This window comes from Phenylobacterium sp. (assembly GCF_030651185.1).
Classification (GTDB): Bacteria; Pseudomonadota; Alphaproteobacteria; order Caulobacterales; family Caulobacteraceae; genus Phenylobacterium.
The window spans coordinates 161,954-178,429 of the sequence record NZ_JAUSCJ010000036.1; the positions used below are offsets into that span (position 1 = coordinate 161,954).

Sequence of the window (16,476 nt, forward strand, 5' to 3'; positions counted from 1 at the left end):
TGGTGCTCCTAAGCCGCCGGCGCGCGGCGACGGGCCGCGTGTCGGGAATGGATGTCGCTCCAGGCCGCGACGAAGGCGGCCCAGTCGGTCTCGTTGGTGGCCCAGCCGCCGCTGACCCGGATGGCGCAGGCGGCCAGGTCGGTCAGGCCCATGGCGGTCAGCACGTGACTGGCCTTCACCTTGCCAGAGGAACAGGCCGAGCCGGCGCTGACCATGACACCCATCAAGTCGAGACCCATGACCTGCAGGTCCGCGCCCTGGCCACGGGCCGCCACGCAGAGGGTGTTGGCCAGCCTTGGAACATCCTCGCCGATCACCACCGCGCCCTCTGCGGCCAGGCAGGTGGCGGCCAGGTCGCGCCAGGTCGATTGCTGCTGGAAGGCGTCCAGGTCGCGCAGGGCGGCGCGGGCCGCGGCGCCGAACCCGGCGATGCCCGCGACGTTCTCGGTGCCGGCGCGGCGTCCCCGCTCCTGCCCGCCGCCGTGCTGGCGGCGCACGAGCGTCGCCCGGGGGCCAAAGGTCAGAGCACCGACACCTTGAGGTCCACCCAGCTTGTGCGCTGAGACCGCGAGGGTATCGGCGCCGCGCGCGCGGCTGTCGACGGCGATCTTGCCGGCCGCCTGGATGGCGTCGACGTGCAGCCAGCCTTCGGCCTGCCGCACGATCACCGCGGCTTCCGCCACGGGTTGGATGACACCGGTTTCGTTGTTGGCCAGCATCAAGGCGATGAAGGGCTTGCCGTCGGCGGCGTCCCAGGCGTCGAGGCGCGCCTTCAGCCAGGCCAGGTCGGCGACGCCCTGCGTCGTGACCGGCAGGACCTCGACGGCCACACCGCTGGCCTTGGCGGTCTCCAGCACGCTGTCATGCTCGATGGCGCTGACGATCAGGCGTTTCGATCCCGTGGCCACGGCGCTTTCGATGGCCAGCGCATTGGCCTCGGTGCCGCCGCCGGTGAAGACCACGGTGGAGGCCGGGCCGCCGATCAGCGCCGCGACATCTTCACGGGCCTGCTCGACGATGGCGCGGGCGGCGCGGCCGACGGCGTGGACCGAGGACGGATTGCCACCGGTTTCCAGGGCCCGCGTCATGGCCACGATGGCTTCAGGACGAACCGGGGCGGTGGCGTTGTAATCGAGATAGACGCCGCTCATGCCGCCACCCGCGCCGCGCCCAGGCGGCCGGTGACGACGTCGGCCAGGGTGACCGAGGCCAGGTAGCCTTCGATCTGGCGGCCCATCTCTTCCCACAGGTCGTGGGTCAGGCAGCGCTCGCCCTTCAGCATGCAGCCCTTGCCCTTGGTGGAGCAGCGGGTGGCGCGCAGGGGTTCGTCCACGGCCATGACGATGTCGGCGATGTTGGTGGTCTCGGCGGTGCGGGCCAGCAGGTAGCCGCCACCGGGGCCGCGCAGGCTCTTCACCAGGCCACGGCGGCGCAGGCGGGCGAAGAGCTGTTCCAGATAGGAGAGCGAAATCTGCTGACGCGCGGCGATCTCGGCCAGGGACACGGCGCGCTCGCCCTCCTCGCCGCAGCCCTGACGGCGCGCGAGATCGGCCATTGCCATCACGGCGTAGCGGCCTTTGGTGCTGAGGCGCATGGGCGGGCGAAATCCGGTTGCGAATTTTCGAGCGTTTGACAAGGCCCCTGTGCTAAAGCCGCCGCCTTGCGCGGGGCCATATCCCAGAAGCTCGTTCGTGGGCGTGATCTAGGAAGACCAAGCGCGTGAGTCAACTATTCGACGTGAGGATGGCATGCCTGAAGTGGTTCTGACCGGCGCGGCCGGCCGCATCGAAGGCCGGTACTCGGCGGGCAAGAGTGAAACGGCGCCGATCGCGCTGATCCTGCACCCGCACCCGCGTGCTGGCGGCCAGATGAACCACCCGGTGGCGGTTCAGCTCTTCCACCTGTTCATGAAGCGCGGCTTCTCGACCCTGCGCTTCAACTTCCGCGGCGTGGGCCGCAGCCAAGGCGAGTTCGATAGCGGTATCGGCGAACTGGCCGACGCGGCCACGGCCCTGGACTGGCTGCAGACCACCAACCCGGCCGCCTCTCAGTGCTGGGTCGCCGGCTATTCCTTCGGGGCCTGGGTCGGCATGCAGCTCTTGATGCGCCGCCCGGAGACGGACGGCTTCATCTCGGTCTCCCCGCCCACCAACATGTACGACTTCAGCTTCCTGGCCCCCTGCCCGGCCTCGGGCCTGATCCTGCACGGCGGGGCAGACACCGTGGTGCCGCCGGTGGAAGTCGAGCGCGTGGTCTCCAAGCTGCGCACCCAGAAGGGCATCGTCATCGACCACGAGGTGATCGAGGGCGCGACCCACTTCTGGGCCGAGAACCTGCCCGACGTCGAACAGCGCGTCGGGACCTATCTCGACAAGCGCATCGAAGCCGACCCGATCTAGGGTTCCTAATAGAGCAGGTGCGGCTGGCGCTCGGTCAGCCAGGCCTGCTCGTCAGGGACCGTGATGGCGTCGAGGTCCGCGGCCGTGGACGCCGGATTGTCCACCCATTCCCGCAGCAGCGGCCCGCCGTTGATGACGTCGATGGCCAGCTTGCCGAGCTCGTACTCGTACGGGAAATCCCGCCACAACGGGTAGTCGGGATAGAGCCTGCGGATGGCCTTGAAGGCCAGGGCCTGGACCCGCCACGGCTTGAAGGCCTCGTGATCGTAGGCCGGCCCCTCGGTATGGATCTGCACGCCGTTGCAGAGCTTGCCCACATGCTTGTGGAAGGTCGGCTCGAACCAGCACTCCCGCAGGATGCAGCCCTCCAGCCATTGCGGCGCGAAAGCCTTCATTTGCTCCAGTACCGCGCGGGCGTCGATATCCGGGGCGCCGAACAGTTCCAGGGGCCGGGTGGTGCCGCGTCCCTCCGACAGGGTCGCGCCCTCCAGCATCACCGTGCCGGCATAGGCCCGCGCCATCCAGAGATTCGGGGCGTTGGGGCTGGGATTGACCCAGACGCGCTCGGCGAGCGGCCAGCCGTGCCCTGGCGCCGCCTCAGGCGCCCAGCCCTCCATCTCGATCACCCGGTACTTCACGTCGAGGTCGAAGGTCTTGATGAACCAGTGGCCCAGCTCGCCCAAGGTCAGGCCGTGGCGCATGGGCATGGCGCCGGCGCCGACGAAGCTCTCCCAGCCCGCCCTCAGGGTCAGGCCTTCCACCGGGCGGCCGGCGGGGTTGGGGCGGTCCAGCACCCAGACTTCCTTGCCGTGGGCGGCGGCGGCCTCGAGCATGTACCGCAGGGTGGTGACGAAGGTGTAGATGCGGCAGCCGAGGTCCTGCAGGTCGATCAGCACCACGTCGAAGGTGCTCATCATCTGGCCGGTGGGGCGGCGCACCTCGCCATAGAGGCTGAACACCGGGATGCCGAGCACCGGGTCGTCGAAGTCCGGGCTCTCCACCATATTGTCCTGCTTGTCGCCGCGCAGGCCATGCTGGGGTCCGAAGGCCGAGGAGAGCTGAATTTCCTCGCAGGCGGCCAGGGCGTCGAGGGCATGGGTCAGGTCGTGGGTCACCGAGGCCGGGTGGGCCACGAGCCCCACGCGGCGCCCCTTCAAGGGCGCGCGCAGTTCCGGGTCGGCGAGGAGTCGATCGAGGCCAAATTTCATGCGCGCTCTGCTGGCGTGAGGAATTGAGAAAAGCCGTCGGCGTGATGGAAGTCCGCGCGGCCGGAGGGATGGGCCAGGGCCCAGTAGGATTTCTGCCCGTCGATCTGCTCGATCACCGCCGACAGGGCCAGACGCCAAGCGGCGTCGGGGCTCAGCCCGGGCAAGCCGGCCAGGGTCAGGGTGGCGGTCAGGGTGTGGCGATCGGGCGTCGAGGCGGAATGGATGCGCGGATCACCTGCCCCACCCGCGACTTCCATGTCCTGCCGATAGCCATGGAACCGGTAGGCCGCCCACTGGCCGGAGGGCGCCAGGTTGAACTCGTAGTATCCCGCCTCCCCGCCCTCGCCCACGAAGGCCTCCAGGCAGGTGTGCCGCCATAGCTCGTCGGTTCGCGCGGCGGGCGCCGCGGGCGGCAGCGCCAAAGCCGCGATATCGCCGCTGACCACATAGGTCAGGGCCAGCACGCCGGGCGCCGGCCAGGTGATCTCCACCTCGATGCCGGTGGCCGCCGTCGCGCCCTGCGAGTCTCGATGCCGTTCCAACGCTAGACGCATGCGTCCATGCTAGCGGCGCCCGCCCGCGAGGTGGAGAGCAATTCGCGACGGGGCCAAGCTTGACGGCGACGGGCCCCGCCCGATACCTAGCGCCCATGATCACCCGCGCCGCCCTCGCTGGACGTTATTACCGCCTGCCCTAGAGCAGGTGCGGACCCGATCTCGCGCCACCCCTAACCCGGTCGGCGCCCCTCCTCAGAAATTGACGGTCTCCGGCCCCATGCCTCAGGAGACCATTCAGATGACCCTCGAAATCCTGGATCGCCGCGTGCTAGAGCCGCACGCGTCCCTAGAAGAGCCCACACCCATGTCCGCCGACCAACCCGCCTTCAAGTCCGACCTGCTGCGCACCATGCAGGCCCGCGGCTACATTCATCAGATCACCCATCCGGTGGAGCTGGACGAGGCGGCGAGCAAGGGCATCGTCACCGGCTACATCGGCTTCGACGCCACGGCCGCCAGCCTGCACGTCGGCAGCCTGATCCAGATCATGATGTTGCGCCGTCTGCAGCAGGCAGGACACAAGCCCATCGTGTTGATGGGCGGCGGCACCACCAAGGTCGGCGACCCCACCGACAAGGACCAGTCGCGCCCCCTGCTCACCGAGGCCCAGATCCAGTCGAACATCGACAACATCAAGACGGTGTTCGCGAAGTTCCTGACCTTCGGTGACGGCCCCACCGATGCGGTGATGGTCGACAATGACGAATGGCTGTCGAAGCTGGGCTACGTCCAGTTCCTGCGGGAGTTCGGCGTCCACTTCACGATCAACCGCATGCTCAGCTTCGAGAGCGTCAAGCTGCGGCTGGAGCGTGAGCAGCCGATGACCTTCCTCGAATTCAACTACATGCTGATGCAGGCCACCGACTTCCTGGAACTGGAGCGCAAGTTCGGCTGCACCCTGCAGATGGGCGGGTCCGACCAGTGGGGCAATATCCTCAACGGCGTGGAGTTGATCCGCCGCGTCGACCAGAAGCCGTCCTTCGGCCTCACCACGCCCCTGTTGTCCACGGCCTCGGGCCAGAAGATGGGCAAGACCGTGGGCGGAGCGGTCTGGCTGAACGCCGACATGCGCAGCCCCTATGACTACTGGCAGTTCTGGCGCAACACCGAGGACGCCGACGTCGGACGCTTCCTGCGCCTGTTCACCGACATGCCGCTGGACGAAGTCGCACGCTACGAAGCCATGGAAGGCGCCGACATCAACGAGGCCAAGAAGGTGCTGGCCAATATCGCCACCACCATGCTGCACGGGGCCGACGCGGCGCATGCGGCCGCCGAGGCCGCCCGCAAGGCGTTCGAGGAAGGCGCGCTCTCCGCCGACCTGCCCACCTTCGAGATTTCGATGAGCGACCTTGAGGTCGGGATCGTGCTGGCGGCCCTGACCACCGACGCGGGCCTGGCGACGTCCCGCGGCGAGGCTCGGAGGCTGGCCAAGGGTGGCGGTCTGCGGGTCAACGACAAGGCCGAGACCGACGGCGACCGCACGCTCACCGACGCTGACCTGGTGGAAGGCGTCATCAAGCTGGGCGCCGGGAAGAAGAAGATCGTGCTGATCAAGCCGGTCTGAACCGACATCAACGGCGGTGGCTGCGGCCATCGCCCCCCTTGCAGGACCTGATCATGACCGACCTGACCGAAGGCTCCATCGCTCCTGACTTCGAACTGGCCGGCGCGACGGGTCCCGTTCGACTGGCCGACTTCAAGGGCCAGGGCGTCGTCCTCTATTTCTACCCCAAGGACGACACCACAGGCTGCACCAAGGAGGCCCAGGAGTTCTCCGCCCTGGCGCCCGAGTTCGCCAAGGCCGGTGTCGCGGTGATCGGCGTCTCGAAGGACAGCGTGGCCAGTCACGCGAAGTTTACGAAAAAATATGCACTGGCCGTGCCGCTAGGTTCCGACCCTGAGGGCGCGGTGATCGAGCGCTACGGGTCCTGGGTTGAAAAGAACATGTACGGCCGAACCTATATGGGCATCGAGCGGTCGACCTTTCTGATCGGCAAGGACGGAAAGCTGGTCCGCGTGTGGCGCAAGGTGAAGGTGGCCAACCATGCCGCAGAGGTTCTGAAGGCCGCGAAAAGCCTTTAAGGTCAAGCTTTCCCGAGCCTGCGGCGGGTGGTCGCAACGCGTTCGCCGAACGGATGAACCGGGAACCTTCGCGCGTCAGGGCTGTTGTACAATTGTCGCGGGCCGCCGGATTTCAAGCTCGCCGCCGCCTTGTTTTGACTGCGAAGCTAGCGTGGCCGTTCACGGCTCGTTAACCAGTCGGGTTAAGAATTGAGCTGATCTGGCTCGCGCTCTCCCGTGGCGCGAACCCCCTTGCGCGTTCCCAAAATCTCAACGCATATCGCCGCTACATTGGTTCCCTTACCGACGCGGTGAGTATGACACGCTTCGCGCGCCTACGCCGATCGCTGGAAGAGCTTTTCCCCGAGCGCCATCTTTATGTCCGCTCCGGCGGCGAGATGCGGGCCTTCGTGCTCACCACCGGCAAGCAACTGACCTTCGCCTCCCTCCTCGCGGTCTGCGCCCTTTGGATGGGCATCTGCACCGCGGCGATGATGGTGAACGCCATGGCCCTGTCGGCGACCGATCAGGAGATCGCGCGGACCCAGGCCAAGTACGAACGCTGGATCGCCGACCGCCAGGCGCGGCTCAACAGCGCCGTGGCCCAGCTCAACGCCGCCAACGGCTCCGTCGACGACCTGGCCCTGACCATCGAGAAGCGCCACGCGGCGCTGGCCATGCTGCTCACCGACGTCAAGGGCGCGCCGGGCCTCACCCAGGCGCTGGCGCCCACCATTCAACGCGCGGGCAACATTCCGGCCGGGACCAACCCGATGCGCCGCATCGAGCTGGTTCGCGCCAGCCAGGAACGGTTGATCGACGCCGCCGACAACTTCGCCAAGAGCCGGGCGGACCGCCTGCGCTTGGCCTTCCGCCTCGCCGGCCTGACCCCGACCTCCTACACGCCCAAGGGCGGCTCGCTGGGCGGACCGCTGATCGAGGCCAAGGACCCCCGCGCCCTGGCCGCCGTCCTGGACGTGGAAGAGGGCTTCGCGGTGCGTATCCAGCATGCGGCCACCAACATGTCGGAGGCCGCCGCGCTCGCCGACGCCGCCGCCAAGCTGCCCTTCGCCAGGCCCACCAACCGCACCGGCCAATCCAGCGGCTTTGGCGTGCGCTTCGATCCCTTCACGCGGCGTCCGGCCTTCCACTCGGGCCTCGACTTCGTGGGCGGTTTCGGCGTGCCGATCTACACGACGGCGCCGGGTGTGGTGTCCTTCACCGGCGTGCGTTCGGGATATGGCAACACCATTGAGATAGACCACGGGGGTGGTTTCAAGACGCGCTACGCGCACCTGCAGGCTATCGGCGTCAACGCCGGGCAGCGGGTCGCGGTGGGTCAGCGCATCGGGGCCATGGGTTCGACCGGCCGCTCCACCGGTCCGCATCTTCATTACGAGGTCTGGGTCAATGGACGCGCCCAGAACCCCGACCGTTTCGTGAAAGCCGGCGATTATGTTCTCCAAAACAGCTAAGACCCCCGCCAAGCCCCCGGTGAAGTTCGACGCCGCCCCGGCCCCGCTCGCCGCCGATCCGGCGGCCCAGCGCAAGGCGCCCCGCGCGGCCTCGCTGATCAGCGAGAACATCACCATTGAGGGCAATGTCACCGGCGAGGGTGAAGTCCACATCGACGGCGTGGTGCGCGGCGATGTCCGGGTCGGCAAGCTGACCGTGGGCGAAACCGGGCACATCGAAGGCGGCGTCTATGCCGAGGCCATCGAGGCGCGCGGCCGCATCATCGGCGCCGTCACCGCCAAGCAGGTCCGCCTCTACGGCACGGCCTATGTCGACGGCGACATCACCCATGAGCAACTGGCCATGGAAACCGGCGCCTTCTTCCAGGGCCGCAGCCTGAAGTTCCAGCGGCCCGCCACCCCGCCGACGCCCGCGCCGAGCCCCCTGGCCCAGGCCGCAGCGCCCGCCCCGACCCCCGGACTGGCGCCCAAGCCGGTCTAAACGTTGGGTTGCAAGCGCCGCCTTAGGGGCTAAGCTTTCCCGATCTGCCAGGGAGAGCTCCATGGACCTTATGTTGCAGCCACTACGTAAGTATACCGACTTCACCGGCCGGGCGCGACGCTCGGAATACTGGCTATTCGCGCTGTTCGTGGCTCTCGTGCAGATGACGACCGGGATCTTGTCCTGGTTCGTCGGCGGCGACCTGGGCGACGACGCCTTCGCCACGCCGGCCTCCGCCGTCATCGCCCTGCTCTATTTCGGCTTCTGTCTCTACATCTTCATCCCGTCGATGGCGGTCAGCTTCCGCAGGCTGCATGACAGCGGCCGGACAGCCTGGTGGCTTCTGTTGGGCCTGATCCCGATCCTGGGCCATCTGGTGTTGCTGATCTTCATGATCCTCGACGGCACGCCTGGCGAGAACCGCTACGGACCCGACCCCAAGGCGGCCGCGGCTCCGGACGTTCAGCCGGCGATATAGGCCCCGTCGCGGAGCATCGGCGCCACGGCGCTGGCTTCGCTCTGCAGGGCCAGGTCCACGTCGATCGCAAAGCCGCGCTCAATGAGTTCGCGGCCTGACAGGCTGTCGCGGATGACCGCCTCCAGGTTAGGCGCGGCGCTGCGCCAGGCGTCACGGGCGACGCGAGCCTCGGCTGTCATCGCGCCGTCCAGGGCGTCGATGATGGCGCCGGCGCCGATCAGGTCCTCGATGGCCGGACGCAGGGTGTCACCGGGCCAGCGCTCCCCCGCCGGGATCAGGCCGATATCCCCATGCCCCGCCAGATCCCGGGCCTTGGCGGCCACGGTGCGGGCGTTGCGAAGACAGCCGGCCAGCACCGGGATGTCTCCACAGGCCAGGGAGAGGCGCGAGCCGTTCGGTGACGGCAACAGCAGCCTGTCGCCGGGGTTCAGGTGGCGCAGGCTGGCCGGCGACAGGCTGAACTGACCGCCCGCCGCGCGCTTGGGGGCCGCAGCCATGGCGCCGACCTCCGCAGCCGCCGCCTGGGCCGCCTCGAAGTCGCCCAGCGGGAACGGGTAGATCAGGGCGCCGCGACCGACGGCGATGTCCACCGCCGTCGAGAACGACAGCACGTCGACGATCACCAAGACCGATACGTGCGGCCGCAGGGCCTCGATTCCCTCCCGCGCCCACTCACAGCGGATCATTGCCTAGCCCTCGCGGGTGATGCCCACCCGCTGGGCCAGGGACGCGCCCATGAAGGCGTCCAGATCGCCGTCCAGAACCCCTTGGGTGTCGGACGTCTCCACCTCGGTCCGCAGGTCCTTGACCATCTGGTAGGGCTGCAGGACGTAGGAGCGAATCTGGTGGCCCCAACCGATGTCGGTCTTCTGGTCCTCCATGGCCTGGGCTTCCGCCTCACGCTTCTGCAACTCCATCTCGTAGAGCCTGGCCCGGAGCATCTTCCAGGCCTCGTCCCGATTCTGGTGCTGCGACCGGCCGGACTGGCAGGCCACGGCCACCCCGGTCGGGAGGTGGGTCAGGCGCACGGCGCTATCGGTCTTGTTGATGTGCTGGCCACCCGAGCCCGAGGCGCGGTAGGTGTCGGTGCGCACGTCGGACGGGTTGATGTCGATGACAATGGTGTCGTCCACCACCGGATAGACCCAGACCGAGGCGAAGCTGGTGTGCCGCTTGGCGGCCGAATCGAAGGGCGAGATGCGCACCAGGCGGTGGACCCCGGCCTCGGTCTTCAGCCAGCCATAGGCGTTGTGGCCCTTGAACTGCAGGGTGACCGACTTGATCCCGGCCTGTTCGCCCGAGGTCTCTTCCAGGAAGTCGACGGTCATGCCGTGGGCCGTGGCCCAGCGGGTGTACATGCGCAGCAGCATGCCGGCCCAGTCGTTGGACTCGGTGCCGCCGGCCCCGGAGTTGATTTCCATGAAGGCGTCATTGCCGTCGGCCTCGCCCGACAGCAAGGCCTCCAGCTCGGCGCGACCGGCGCGCTCCTTCAGCCCCTTGAGCTGGGTGCGCGCTTCGTCGAGGGAGGCTTCGTCGCCCTCCTCGTCGGCCATTTCGGCATAGCCGATGGCGTCGGCCAGATCGCGCTCGATGGACTGCAAGGCCTCGACGCTTGCGGCCAGCTTGGCGCGCTCGCGGGTGATGGCCTGGGCGGCCTCGGCGTTGTCCCAGAGGGTCGGGTCTTCGACCCGGGCGTTCAGCTCATGCAGTTTTCGAAGGGCAGGTTCCCAGTCAAAGACGCCTCCTGAGCAGTTCGATCGACTGCTCGATGTCGGCCTTGGCAGCCTCAACATCCGCTCTCATGGGAAATTCCTTCGAAAGGTGAGCGGCGGGCAGTAGCGGTTTGCCCGCACTAGTACAACCCGCTCATGTCATCCTGCTTCTTCGGCGGCGCCGGCGGCGCCGGCGCGCCGGTCGGTTGACCGTCGGGCCAGACCTGATTGTAGGGCTGCGGCCCATCGCTCGGGCGATAGGCTCCGGCCGAAATCGCGACCTTGGGCTCGGTGCCGGGCTTGAAGGCCTCGCGGATGCCCCGGACCATGACGAACTTGGCGTTCTTGGGCGCCTTGAACTCGGTCTTGGGCAGGCCTTTGGTGGCCTCCATCATGAACTCGGTGAAGATCGGCACCGCCGCGGTAGTCCCGGTCTCGCCCTCTCCCAGACTGCGGTTGTCGTCGAAGCCGACGAAGATCCCGGCGACGATCTGCGGCGTGAAGCCGACGAACCAGGCGCTCCGGTACTCGTTGGTGGTGCCGGTCTTGCCGCCGACCGGACGCCCCAGCACCGAGGCCGACGTCGCCGTCCCACGCTGGACAACGCCCTGCAGCATGGAGGTGATCTGATAGGCTGTGATGGGATCCATCAGCTGCGCGCCGCCCGGGGCGATGCGAGGGCTCTCGTCCCCGTTGAAGCCGGCGTCGCAGCGCGGGCAGTCCCGCTTGTCGGCGCGGAAGATGGTCTTGCCTTCGCGGTCCTGCACCAGCTCGATCAGGTGCGGCTCGACCTTGCGGCCCCCGTTCACAAAGGAGGCGTAGGCCGCGGTCAGCTTGAAGGGCGTCGTCTCGCCGGCGCCCAACGCCATGGCCAACACCGGCTCCATGTCGCGCACGACCCCCAGCTTGATGGCCATGTCGCTGATCTTCGACATTCCGACACCCTGGGCCAGGCGCACGGTCATCGCATTGCGCGACAGCTCCAGGCCTTTCCGGAGGGTCAGGGCGCCATAGTACTTCTTGTTGTAGTTCTCCGGCGTCCAGTCGGCCCCGGCCGCGCCCTTCAGCGTGATGGCGCTGTCCATGACGACGCTGCCCGGCGTGTAGCCGTTCTCGAGCGCGGTGGCATAGACCAGCGGCTTGAAGGCCGAACCCGGCTGGCGCATCGCCTGGGTCGAGCGGTTGAAGTTGGAGAGCGAGAAGGAGTAGCCGCCCACCATGGCCAGGACCCGCCCGGAGTTGGGCTCCATGGCCACCAGGGCGCCGTTCACAGCGGGCACCTGCTTCAGGTGATAGCCGCCGCCCTTTTCGAGAGGTTCCACGAAGATCAGGTCGCCGACAACCGGCACGCCGCGGCCCGCGCGGGCCCAGGCGACGTCCTCGGCCACCAGGGCGCCCGTTGCGCCGCCGTCGGCCACCTGGATGCGGACATTGGTGTTGGAAGACTCGGTGACCACCGCCGGCTGCCAGGTGCGGCGCTCGGCCGGTAGGGTCTTCTTCTTGGCCAGCGCCTCCCAGCCCGGCGCGATCGTCACGTGGCCCCAGGCCCCGCGCCAGCCATGGCGGCGGTCGTACTGCTCCAGGCCATGCATCAGGGCCACCCGGGCCGCCGTCTGCATTTCCGGATCGAGGGTGGTGCGCATGTAGTAGCCGCCCTCGTTCAGCCTTTGGCCGAGGGTGGCCAGGCCGCGGCGGCGGACCTCCTCCACGAAGAAGTCGGCGTCGCGATACTTGGCGCGGCTGGGAGCCTTCTGGACCTTGAGGTCCTCCTTCAGCGCGTTTTCGGCGTCGACGCGGCTGACCCAGCCGAGGTCAGCCATCTGGCCGATGATCCAGTTGCGGCGGGCGATGGCGTTCGCCTTGCGCCGGATCGGATGGTAGTTGTCCGGCCCCTTGGGCAGGGCGGCCAGATAGGCGCTCTCAGCCAGGGTGAGGTCGGAAATCGACTTTCCGAAATAGTTGTAGGCCGCCGCGCCGACGCCATACGAGCGATAGCCCAGCCAGATCTCGTTCAGATAGAGCTCAAGGATCTGCTCTTTGTTCAGCGTCTGCTCCAGGCGCCGGGCGAGGATCGCCTCCTTCAGCTTGCGCCCCACGGTGGCGTCGCTGGTCAGCAGGACGTTCTTGGCCACCTGCTGGGTGATGGTCGAGCCGCCTTCGAGGCGCTTGCCGCGGGCGGCGTTCAGCACATTGCGCATCATGGCCCGGGTCAGGCCCATGGCGTCCACGCCCGAGTGCTGGAAGAAGTTGCGGTCTTCCGCCGCCAGGAAGGCCTGGGCCAGTTGCGGCGGAATATTGTCGTAGGGGACAAAGATCCGGCGTTCGCGGGAAAACTCGCCGATCAGGGTGCCGTCCCAGGCATAGGCGCGGGTGGCGGTGGGCGGACGGTAGTCCACCAGGTCCCCCGCATCGGGCATGTCATGGAACAGCCAAGCGGCGTAGATGGCGATGGCGAACCCAGCCAACGCGATTGCGCTCAACACGGCGACGCCGGCGATCGCGACCCATCTTTCCGGGGGGTTCAAGACTGACAGACCTCCGCGGGCGCCCTCCTCCCGCATGGTCATCGTCTAGAGCGGGTTTCGGAAAAGGGAAAGCCGGTTTTGTGACGCGCTGAGACTTAGCGCGACGCCAGCCGGGTCTCTTGCGCGAAGTAGGCGTCGATGGAGTCGCCGACGGCATTCATCAGCTTGGCCCGGCCGGCGGGATCGCGGAGGAAAGCTTCGTCTTCAGGATTGTTTACAAAGCCCATTTCCAGCAGCACGGCGGGCACGTCGGGGGCCAGAAGCACCGCAAGTCCAGCCTCCCGGTGGCTGCGGCGCAGCAGGCGCATGTCCCCATCGGAAATCCGGTCGAGGACCATTTCGGCGAAGGTGGCCGAGCGATTCTTGGTGGAACGCTGGGTCAGGTCGAACAGGATGCCGGAGACGCCCCGGTCGGCCTGGTTCACCTTCATGAACCAATCGTCCTTGGAGACCAGCTTCTGCGAGCGGGCCACGGCGCGGTCGGCGAGGGTATAGACGCTGGCGCCGCGGGTGCTGGTGTTGGGGCCTGAGTCGGCGTGCAGCGAGATGAACAGGTCGGCGCCCGACTTGCGCGCGATCGGCACACGGCTTTCCAAGGGCACGTAGACGTCGGAGGACCGTGTCATCACCACGCGGTAGCGGCCGGTCCGCTCCAGGCGAGCCTTCAGGGCCAAGGCGGCGGCCAGTGTCACTTCCTTCTCGAAGCCGCTTGAGCCGATGGCCCCCGGGTCCTTGCCGCCATGGCCGGCGTCGATGACCACGGTCTTTTTCAGATTGAGCGGCGCCGGCCGGATGGGCGGAGCGGTGTTGGAGATCAGGGTGACGCGCTCGCCCGGCGCGCGCGGCGCGGTCGCGGCGATGTCGATCACATAGCGGTAGTTGGCGGCGCCGTCGGCCGGCGGCAACAGGAAACGGCGCTTGATGATCGCATCGTTGGCGAGGTCGATACGCAGGCGCGCGCCCATGGGGCCGCCATCGAGCATCCAGGTCTTCACCAGGCCCTGACCACCGCCCTGCAGAGTGCGGTCAGCGCTGACGCCGGGCAGGTTCACGACAATGCGTCGGTCGCTCGCCCCGTCCGACGCGACCTTGCCGGAGGCCGAGCGGTCGAGATCGATGACGATGCGGGTCTCGGTCTGGTCACCGCCGAGGCGAACCTTCAGCACACCGCCGCCCGAGGCTTTCGCCTGGCCCACAGCGGCGAGCGCCAGGCAGCAGACTCCCGCGGCGAAGGCCGCAAGGGTACGCTTCCCGAACCGGTCGAAGGCGACACCTACTTTTGCGAGCACAATGCCCCACACCACACGCATTTGGATTTGAACCCCATATACCCCTTAGCAGCGTGGAGAAACGGTTAACCCGTCCTGGCTGAATGGGGGCTGAAGCCGATTGTCTTTCTTTTTTCAGCTTACTGTTGCAATGTCCCCCCGCGCCGGAGGACGCCCTGCCTGTCAGGGCCATGTTCCGCGCGAAGCCTGCGTCGGCTTCGGCCGAATCCTCGGCCATGACGCATCAATCCGATCCGTGCTCGCTAAGAGTGCGCCTGGGAAACAACTATGGGCAGCGCCGCTCGAGCCCCTTTCCGGCCTTCCACCGCCCGCGTCTCTGACGCGGCCGGCGCAGGCGCGCGCGCCCTCATGACAAACCGGCAGCGCCCGAGCCTAGAGCTCCAGGCGCGCCTCGGAGATCGCCTATATGTCCAAGAAAATGCTTATCGACGCCGCTCACGCAGAAGAGACGCGTGTGGTGGTGATCGACGGAACCCGGGTTGAAGAATTCGATTTCGAAAGCCAGAACCGCAAACAGCTCCGGGGGAATATCTACCTCGCCAAGGTGACGCGGGTCGAACCGTCTCTTCAGGCCGCCTTCATAGAATATGGCGGCAACCGGCACGGATTCCTGGCTTTCAACGAAATCCACCCGGACTATTACCAGATCCCGGTGGCCGACCGCGAAGCGCTGATGCGCGAAGAGGCCGATGACGAGGACGACCACGAGCCGCGCGGCCGTGGGAACCCGACCTCCGAAAACGACGATGACGACGACGACGCGTCCGACGCGGACGAAGACGACGTCATGGACGAGGAAGTCGCCCGGCGCCGCCGGCGGCTGATGCGTCGCTACAAGATCCAGGAAGTGATCCGCCGCCGGCAGATCATGCTGGTCCAGGTCGTCAAGGAAGAGCGCGGCAACAAGGGCGCGGCCCTGACCACCTACCTCTCCCTGGCCGGCCGATACGGCGTTTTGATGCCGAACACCGCTCGTGGGGGCGGCATTTCGCGCAAGATCACCACCGTCACCGACCGCAAGCGCCTGAAGGGCGTGGTCCAGAGCCTGGACGTGCCGCAGGGCATGGGCCTGATCGTCCGCACGGCGGGCGCCAAGCGCACCAAGGCCGAGATCAAGCGCGACTACGAGTATCTGCTGCGTCTGTGGGAGAATATCCGCGACACCACCCTTCACTCGGTGGCCCCGGCCCTCATCTATGAGGAAGAGGACCTGGTGAAGCGCACCATCCGCGACCTCTACGACAAGGACATCGACGAGGTCTGGGTCGAGGGCGAGGCTGGCTTCAAGGAAGCCCGCGACTTCATGCGCATGCTGATGCCGTCGCAGGCCAAGAAGGTTCAGGCCTATCGCGAATCCACCCCGCTGTTCGTGAAGCACAAGGTCGAGGACCACCTCGCCCAGATCTACACCCCCACCGTGCCCCTTCGCTCCGGCGGCTATCTGGTGATCAACCAGACCGAGGCCCTGGTGGCCGTCGACGTGAACTCCGGCCGCGCCACCCGCGAGCGGAACATCGAGGCGACGGCGCTCAAGACCAACATGGAGGCGGCCGAAGAGACCGCCCGCCAGCTGCGTCTGCGCGACCTTGCCGGCCTGATCGTCATCGACTTCATCGACATGGATGAGTCGAAGAACAACCGGGCGGTCGAGAAGAAGCTGAAGGACTCCCTCAAGGACGACCGCGCGCGTGTCCAGATGGGCAAGATCAGCGGCTTTGGCCTGATGGAGATCAGCCGCCAGCGCCGCCGGTCCGGTGTGCTGGAAGGCACCACCCACGTCTGTGAACACTGCGCCGGAACCGGCCGCGTCCGTTCTGTCGAGTCCAGCGCCCTGTCGGCCCTGCGTACTGTCGAGGGCGAGGCCCTGAAGGGCGGCGGCGAAGCCACCCTGAAGGTTCCGCGCGCCGTCGGCCTCTACATCCTCAATGAGAAGCGCAACCACCTGGCGCGGATCAACGAGGGCCTGGGCCTGTTCGTCACCATCGTCATCGACGACGCCATGAACCACGCCGATCACGAGATCGAGCGCACGGCCACCGAGGCGCGTCCCGAGCACGCCGTGGTGCACCACACCCCGCTGCAGGCCTACGTGCCCGACGACGACGACTTCGATGACAGCGAAATCGAGGACGAGGAAGAGGACGACGAAGAGATCCTCGAAGCCGAGGACGACGAAGATGAAGAGGGCGGCCGCAACCCGGTCGTCGCTCGTGAAGCCCGTGGCGAGAGCGAAGAGCGCGCCGAGGACGATGGCGAACGCGCCGGCCGTGGCCGCCGCCGCCGCCGCC

At 67.4% G+C, this 16,476-nt stretch carries 15 protein-coding genes; 7 read left to right on the forward strand and 8 right to left on the reverse strand.

Annotated elements, in window-relative coordinates:
* Positions 1 to 8 precede the first annotated feature (8 nt).
* The gene (locus Q7J39_RS18110) at positions 9 to 1,151 is read right to left on the reverse strand and encodes a cysteine desulfurase family protein (RefSeq protein ID WP_304828540.1); all 1,143 of its coding nucleotides are present in this window, start codon (positions 1,149 to 1,151) and stop codon (positions 9 to 11) included.
* Positions 1,148 to 1,594: an Rrf2 family transcriptional regulator gene (locus Q7J39_RS18115; protein ID WP_304828543.1), complete on the reverse strand. Its 447-nt coding sequence runs from the start codon at positions 1,592 to 1,594 to the stop codon at positions 1,148 to 1,150. The genes Q7J39_RS18110 and Q7J39_RS18115 overlap by 4 nt, the downstream gene beginning before the upstream one ends.
* 154 nt (positions 1,595 to 1,748) lie before the next feature.
* On the opposite strand from Q7J39_RS18115, the gene Q7J39_RS18120 reads away from it, so the two are divergent.
* Positions 1,749 to 2,399, forward strand: coding sequence for an alpha/beta hydrolase (locus Q7J39_RS18120; protein ID WP_304828546.1), 651 nt, complete (start codon positions 1,749 to 1,751; stop codon positions 2,397 to 2,399).
* Between the two features lie 5 nt (positions 2,400 to 2,404).
* Here the strand turns inward: Q7J39_RS18120 and Q7J39_RS18125 are convergent, their stop codons facing one another.
* Both Q7J39_RS18125 and Q7J39_RS18130 read right to left on the reverse strand, forming a co-directional pair.
* On the reverse strand, positions 2,405 to 3,607 hold the full coding sequence (locus Q7J39_RS18125) for a DUF1343 domain-containing protein (RefSeq protein ID WP_304828549.1): 1,203 nt from the start codon (positions 3,605 to 3,607) through the stop codon (positions 2,405 to 2,407).
* Positions 3,604 to 4,161 carry a DOMON-like domain-containing protein gene (locus tag Q7J39_RS18130; protein WP_304828552.1) on the reverse strand — a complete coding sequence of 186 codons (558 nt, stop codon included), beginning with the start codon at positions 4,159 to 4,161 and terminating at the stop codon, positions 3,604 to 3,606. Before Q7J39_RS18130 ends, Q7J39_RS18125 begins: the two co-directional genes overlap by 4 nt.
* Before the next feature lie 241 nt (positions 4,162 to 4,402).
* On the opposite strand from Q7J39_RS18130, the gene tyrS reads away from it, so the two are divergent.
* The 5 genes from tyrS (at position 4,403) to Q7J39_RS18155 (ending at position 8,662) form a co-directional block, all read left to right on the forward strand.
* Positions 4,403 to 5,731, forward strand: coding sequence for a tyrosine--tRNA ligase (tyrS, locus tag Q7J39_RS18135; RefSeq protein WP_370690103.1), 1,329 nt, complete (start codon positions 4,403 to 4,405; stop codon positions 5,729 to 5,731).
* A 53-nt stretch (positions 5,732 to 5,784) separates the two neighbouring features.
* Positions 5,785 to 6,249 (forward strand): peroxiredoxin, encoded by a 465-nt coding sequence (locus Q7J39_RS18140; RefSeq protein WP_304828558.1) that lies wholly within the window; start codon positions 5,785 to 5,787, stop codon positions 6,247 to 6,249.
* Positions 6,250 to 6,545: 296 nt separating this feature from the next.
* Entirely contained in the window at positions 6,546 to 7,703 is a 1,158-nt protein-coding gene (locus Q7J39_RS18145) for a M23 family metallopeptidase (RefSeq protein ID WP_370690104.1), read from the forward strand.
* Positions 7,684 to 8,184 (forward strand): polymer-forming cytoskeletal protein, encoded by a 501-nt coding sequence (locus Q7J39_RS18150; protein ID WP_215340213.1) that lies wholly within the window; start codon positions 7,684 to 7,686, stop codon positions 8,182 to 8,184. The genes Q7J39_RS18145 and Q7J39_RS18150 overlap by 20 nt, the downstream gene beginning before the upstream one ends.
* A 61-nt stretch (positions 8,185 to 8,245) precedes the next feature.
* Positions 8,246 to 8,662, forward strand: coding sequence for a DUF805 domain-containing protein (locus Q7J39_RS18155; protein WP_304828566.1), 417 nt, complete (start codon positions 8,246 to 8,248; stop codon positions 8,660 to 8,662).
* Here the strand turns inward: Q7J39_RS18155 and Q7J39_RS18160 are convergent.
* From Q7J39_RS18160 to Q7J39_RS18175, 4 genes are all read right to left on the reverse strand, one after another.
* Positions 8,647 to 9,348: a 2-phosphosulfolactate phosphatase gene (locus Q7J39_RS18160; protein WP_304828569.1), complete on the reverse strand. Its 702-nt coding sequence runs from the start codon at positions 9,346 to 9,348 to the stop codon at positions 8,647 to 8,649. The genes Q7J39_RS18155 and Q7J39_RS18160 overlap by 16 nt on opposite strands.
* 3 nt (positions 9,349 to 9,351) lie before the next feature.
* Positions 9,352 to 10,465, reverse strand: a protein-coding gene (prfB, locus tag Q7J39_RS18165; RefSeq protein ID WP_304828572.1) for a peptide chain release factor 2 whose coding sequence is annotated in 2 segments (ribosomal slippage) — positions 9,352 to 10,395 and positions 10,397 to 10,465 — 1,113 coding nt in all. Because the reading frame shifts where the segments join, the coding sequence is not laid out codon by codon here.
* 49 nt (positions 10,466 to 10,514) lie between these two features.
* Positions 10,515 to 12,935 (reverse strand): penicillin-binding protein 1A, encoded by a 2,421-nt coding sequence (locus tag Q7J39_RS18170; RefSeq protein WP_304828590.1) that lies wholly within the window; start codon positions 12,933 to 12,935, stop codon positions 10,515 to 10,517.
* Between the two features lie 59 nt (positions 12,936 to 12,994).
* Complete coding sequence (locus tag Q7J39_RS18175) at positions 12,995 to 14,188, reverse strand: N-acetylmuramoyl-L-alanine amidase (RefSeq protein WP_370690105.1); 1,194 nt, start codon at positions 14,186 to 14,188, stop codon at positions 12,995 to 12,997.
* Positions 14,189 to 14,594: 406 nt separating this feature from the next.
* Between Q7J39_RS18175 and Q7J39_RS18180 the strand changes: the two genes are divergently transcribed.
* The coding region (locus Q7J39_RS18180) for a ribonuclease E/G (protein ID WP_304828575.1) at positions 14,595 to 16,476 on the forward strand (1,882 nt) is incomplete at its 3' end.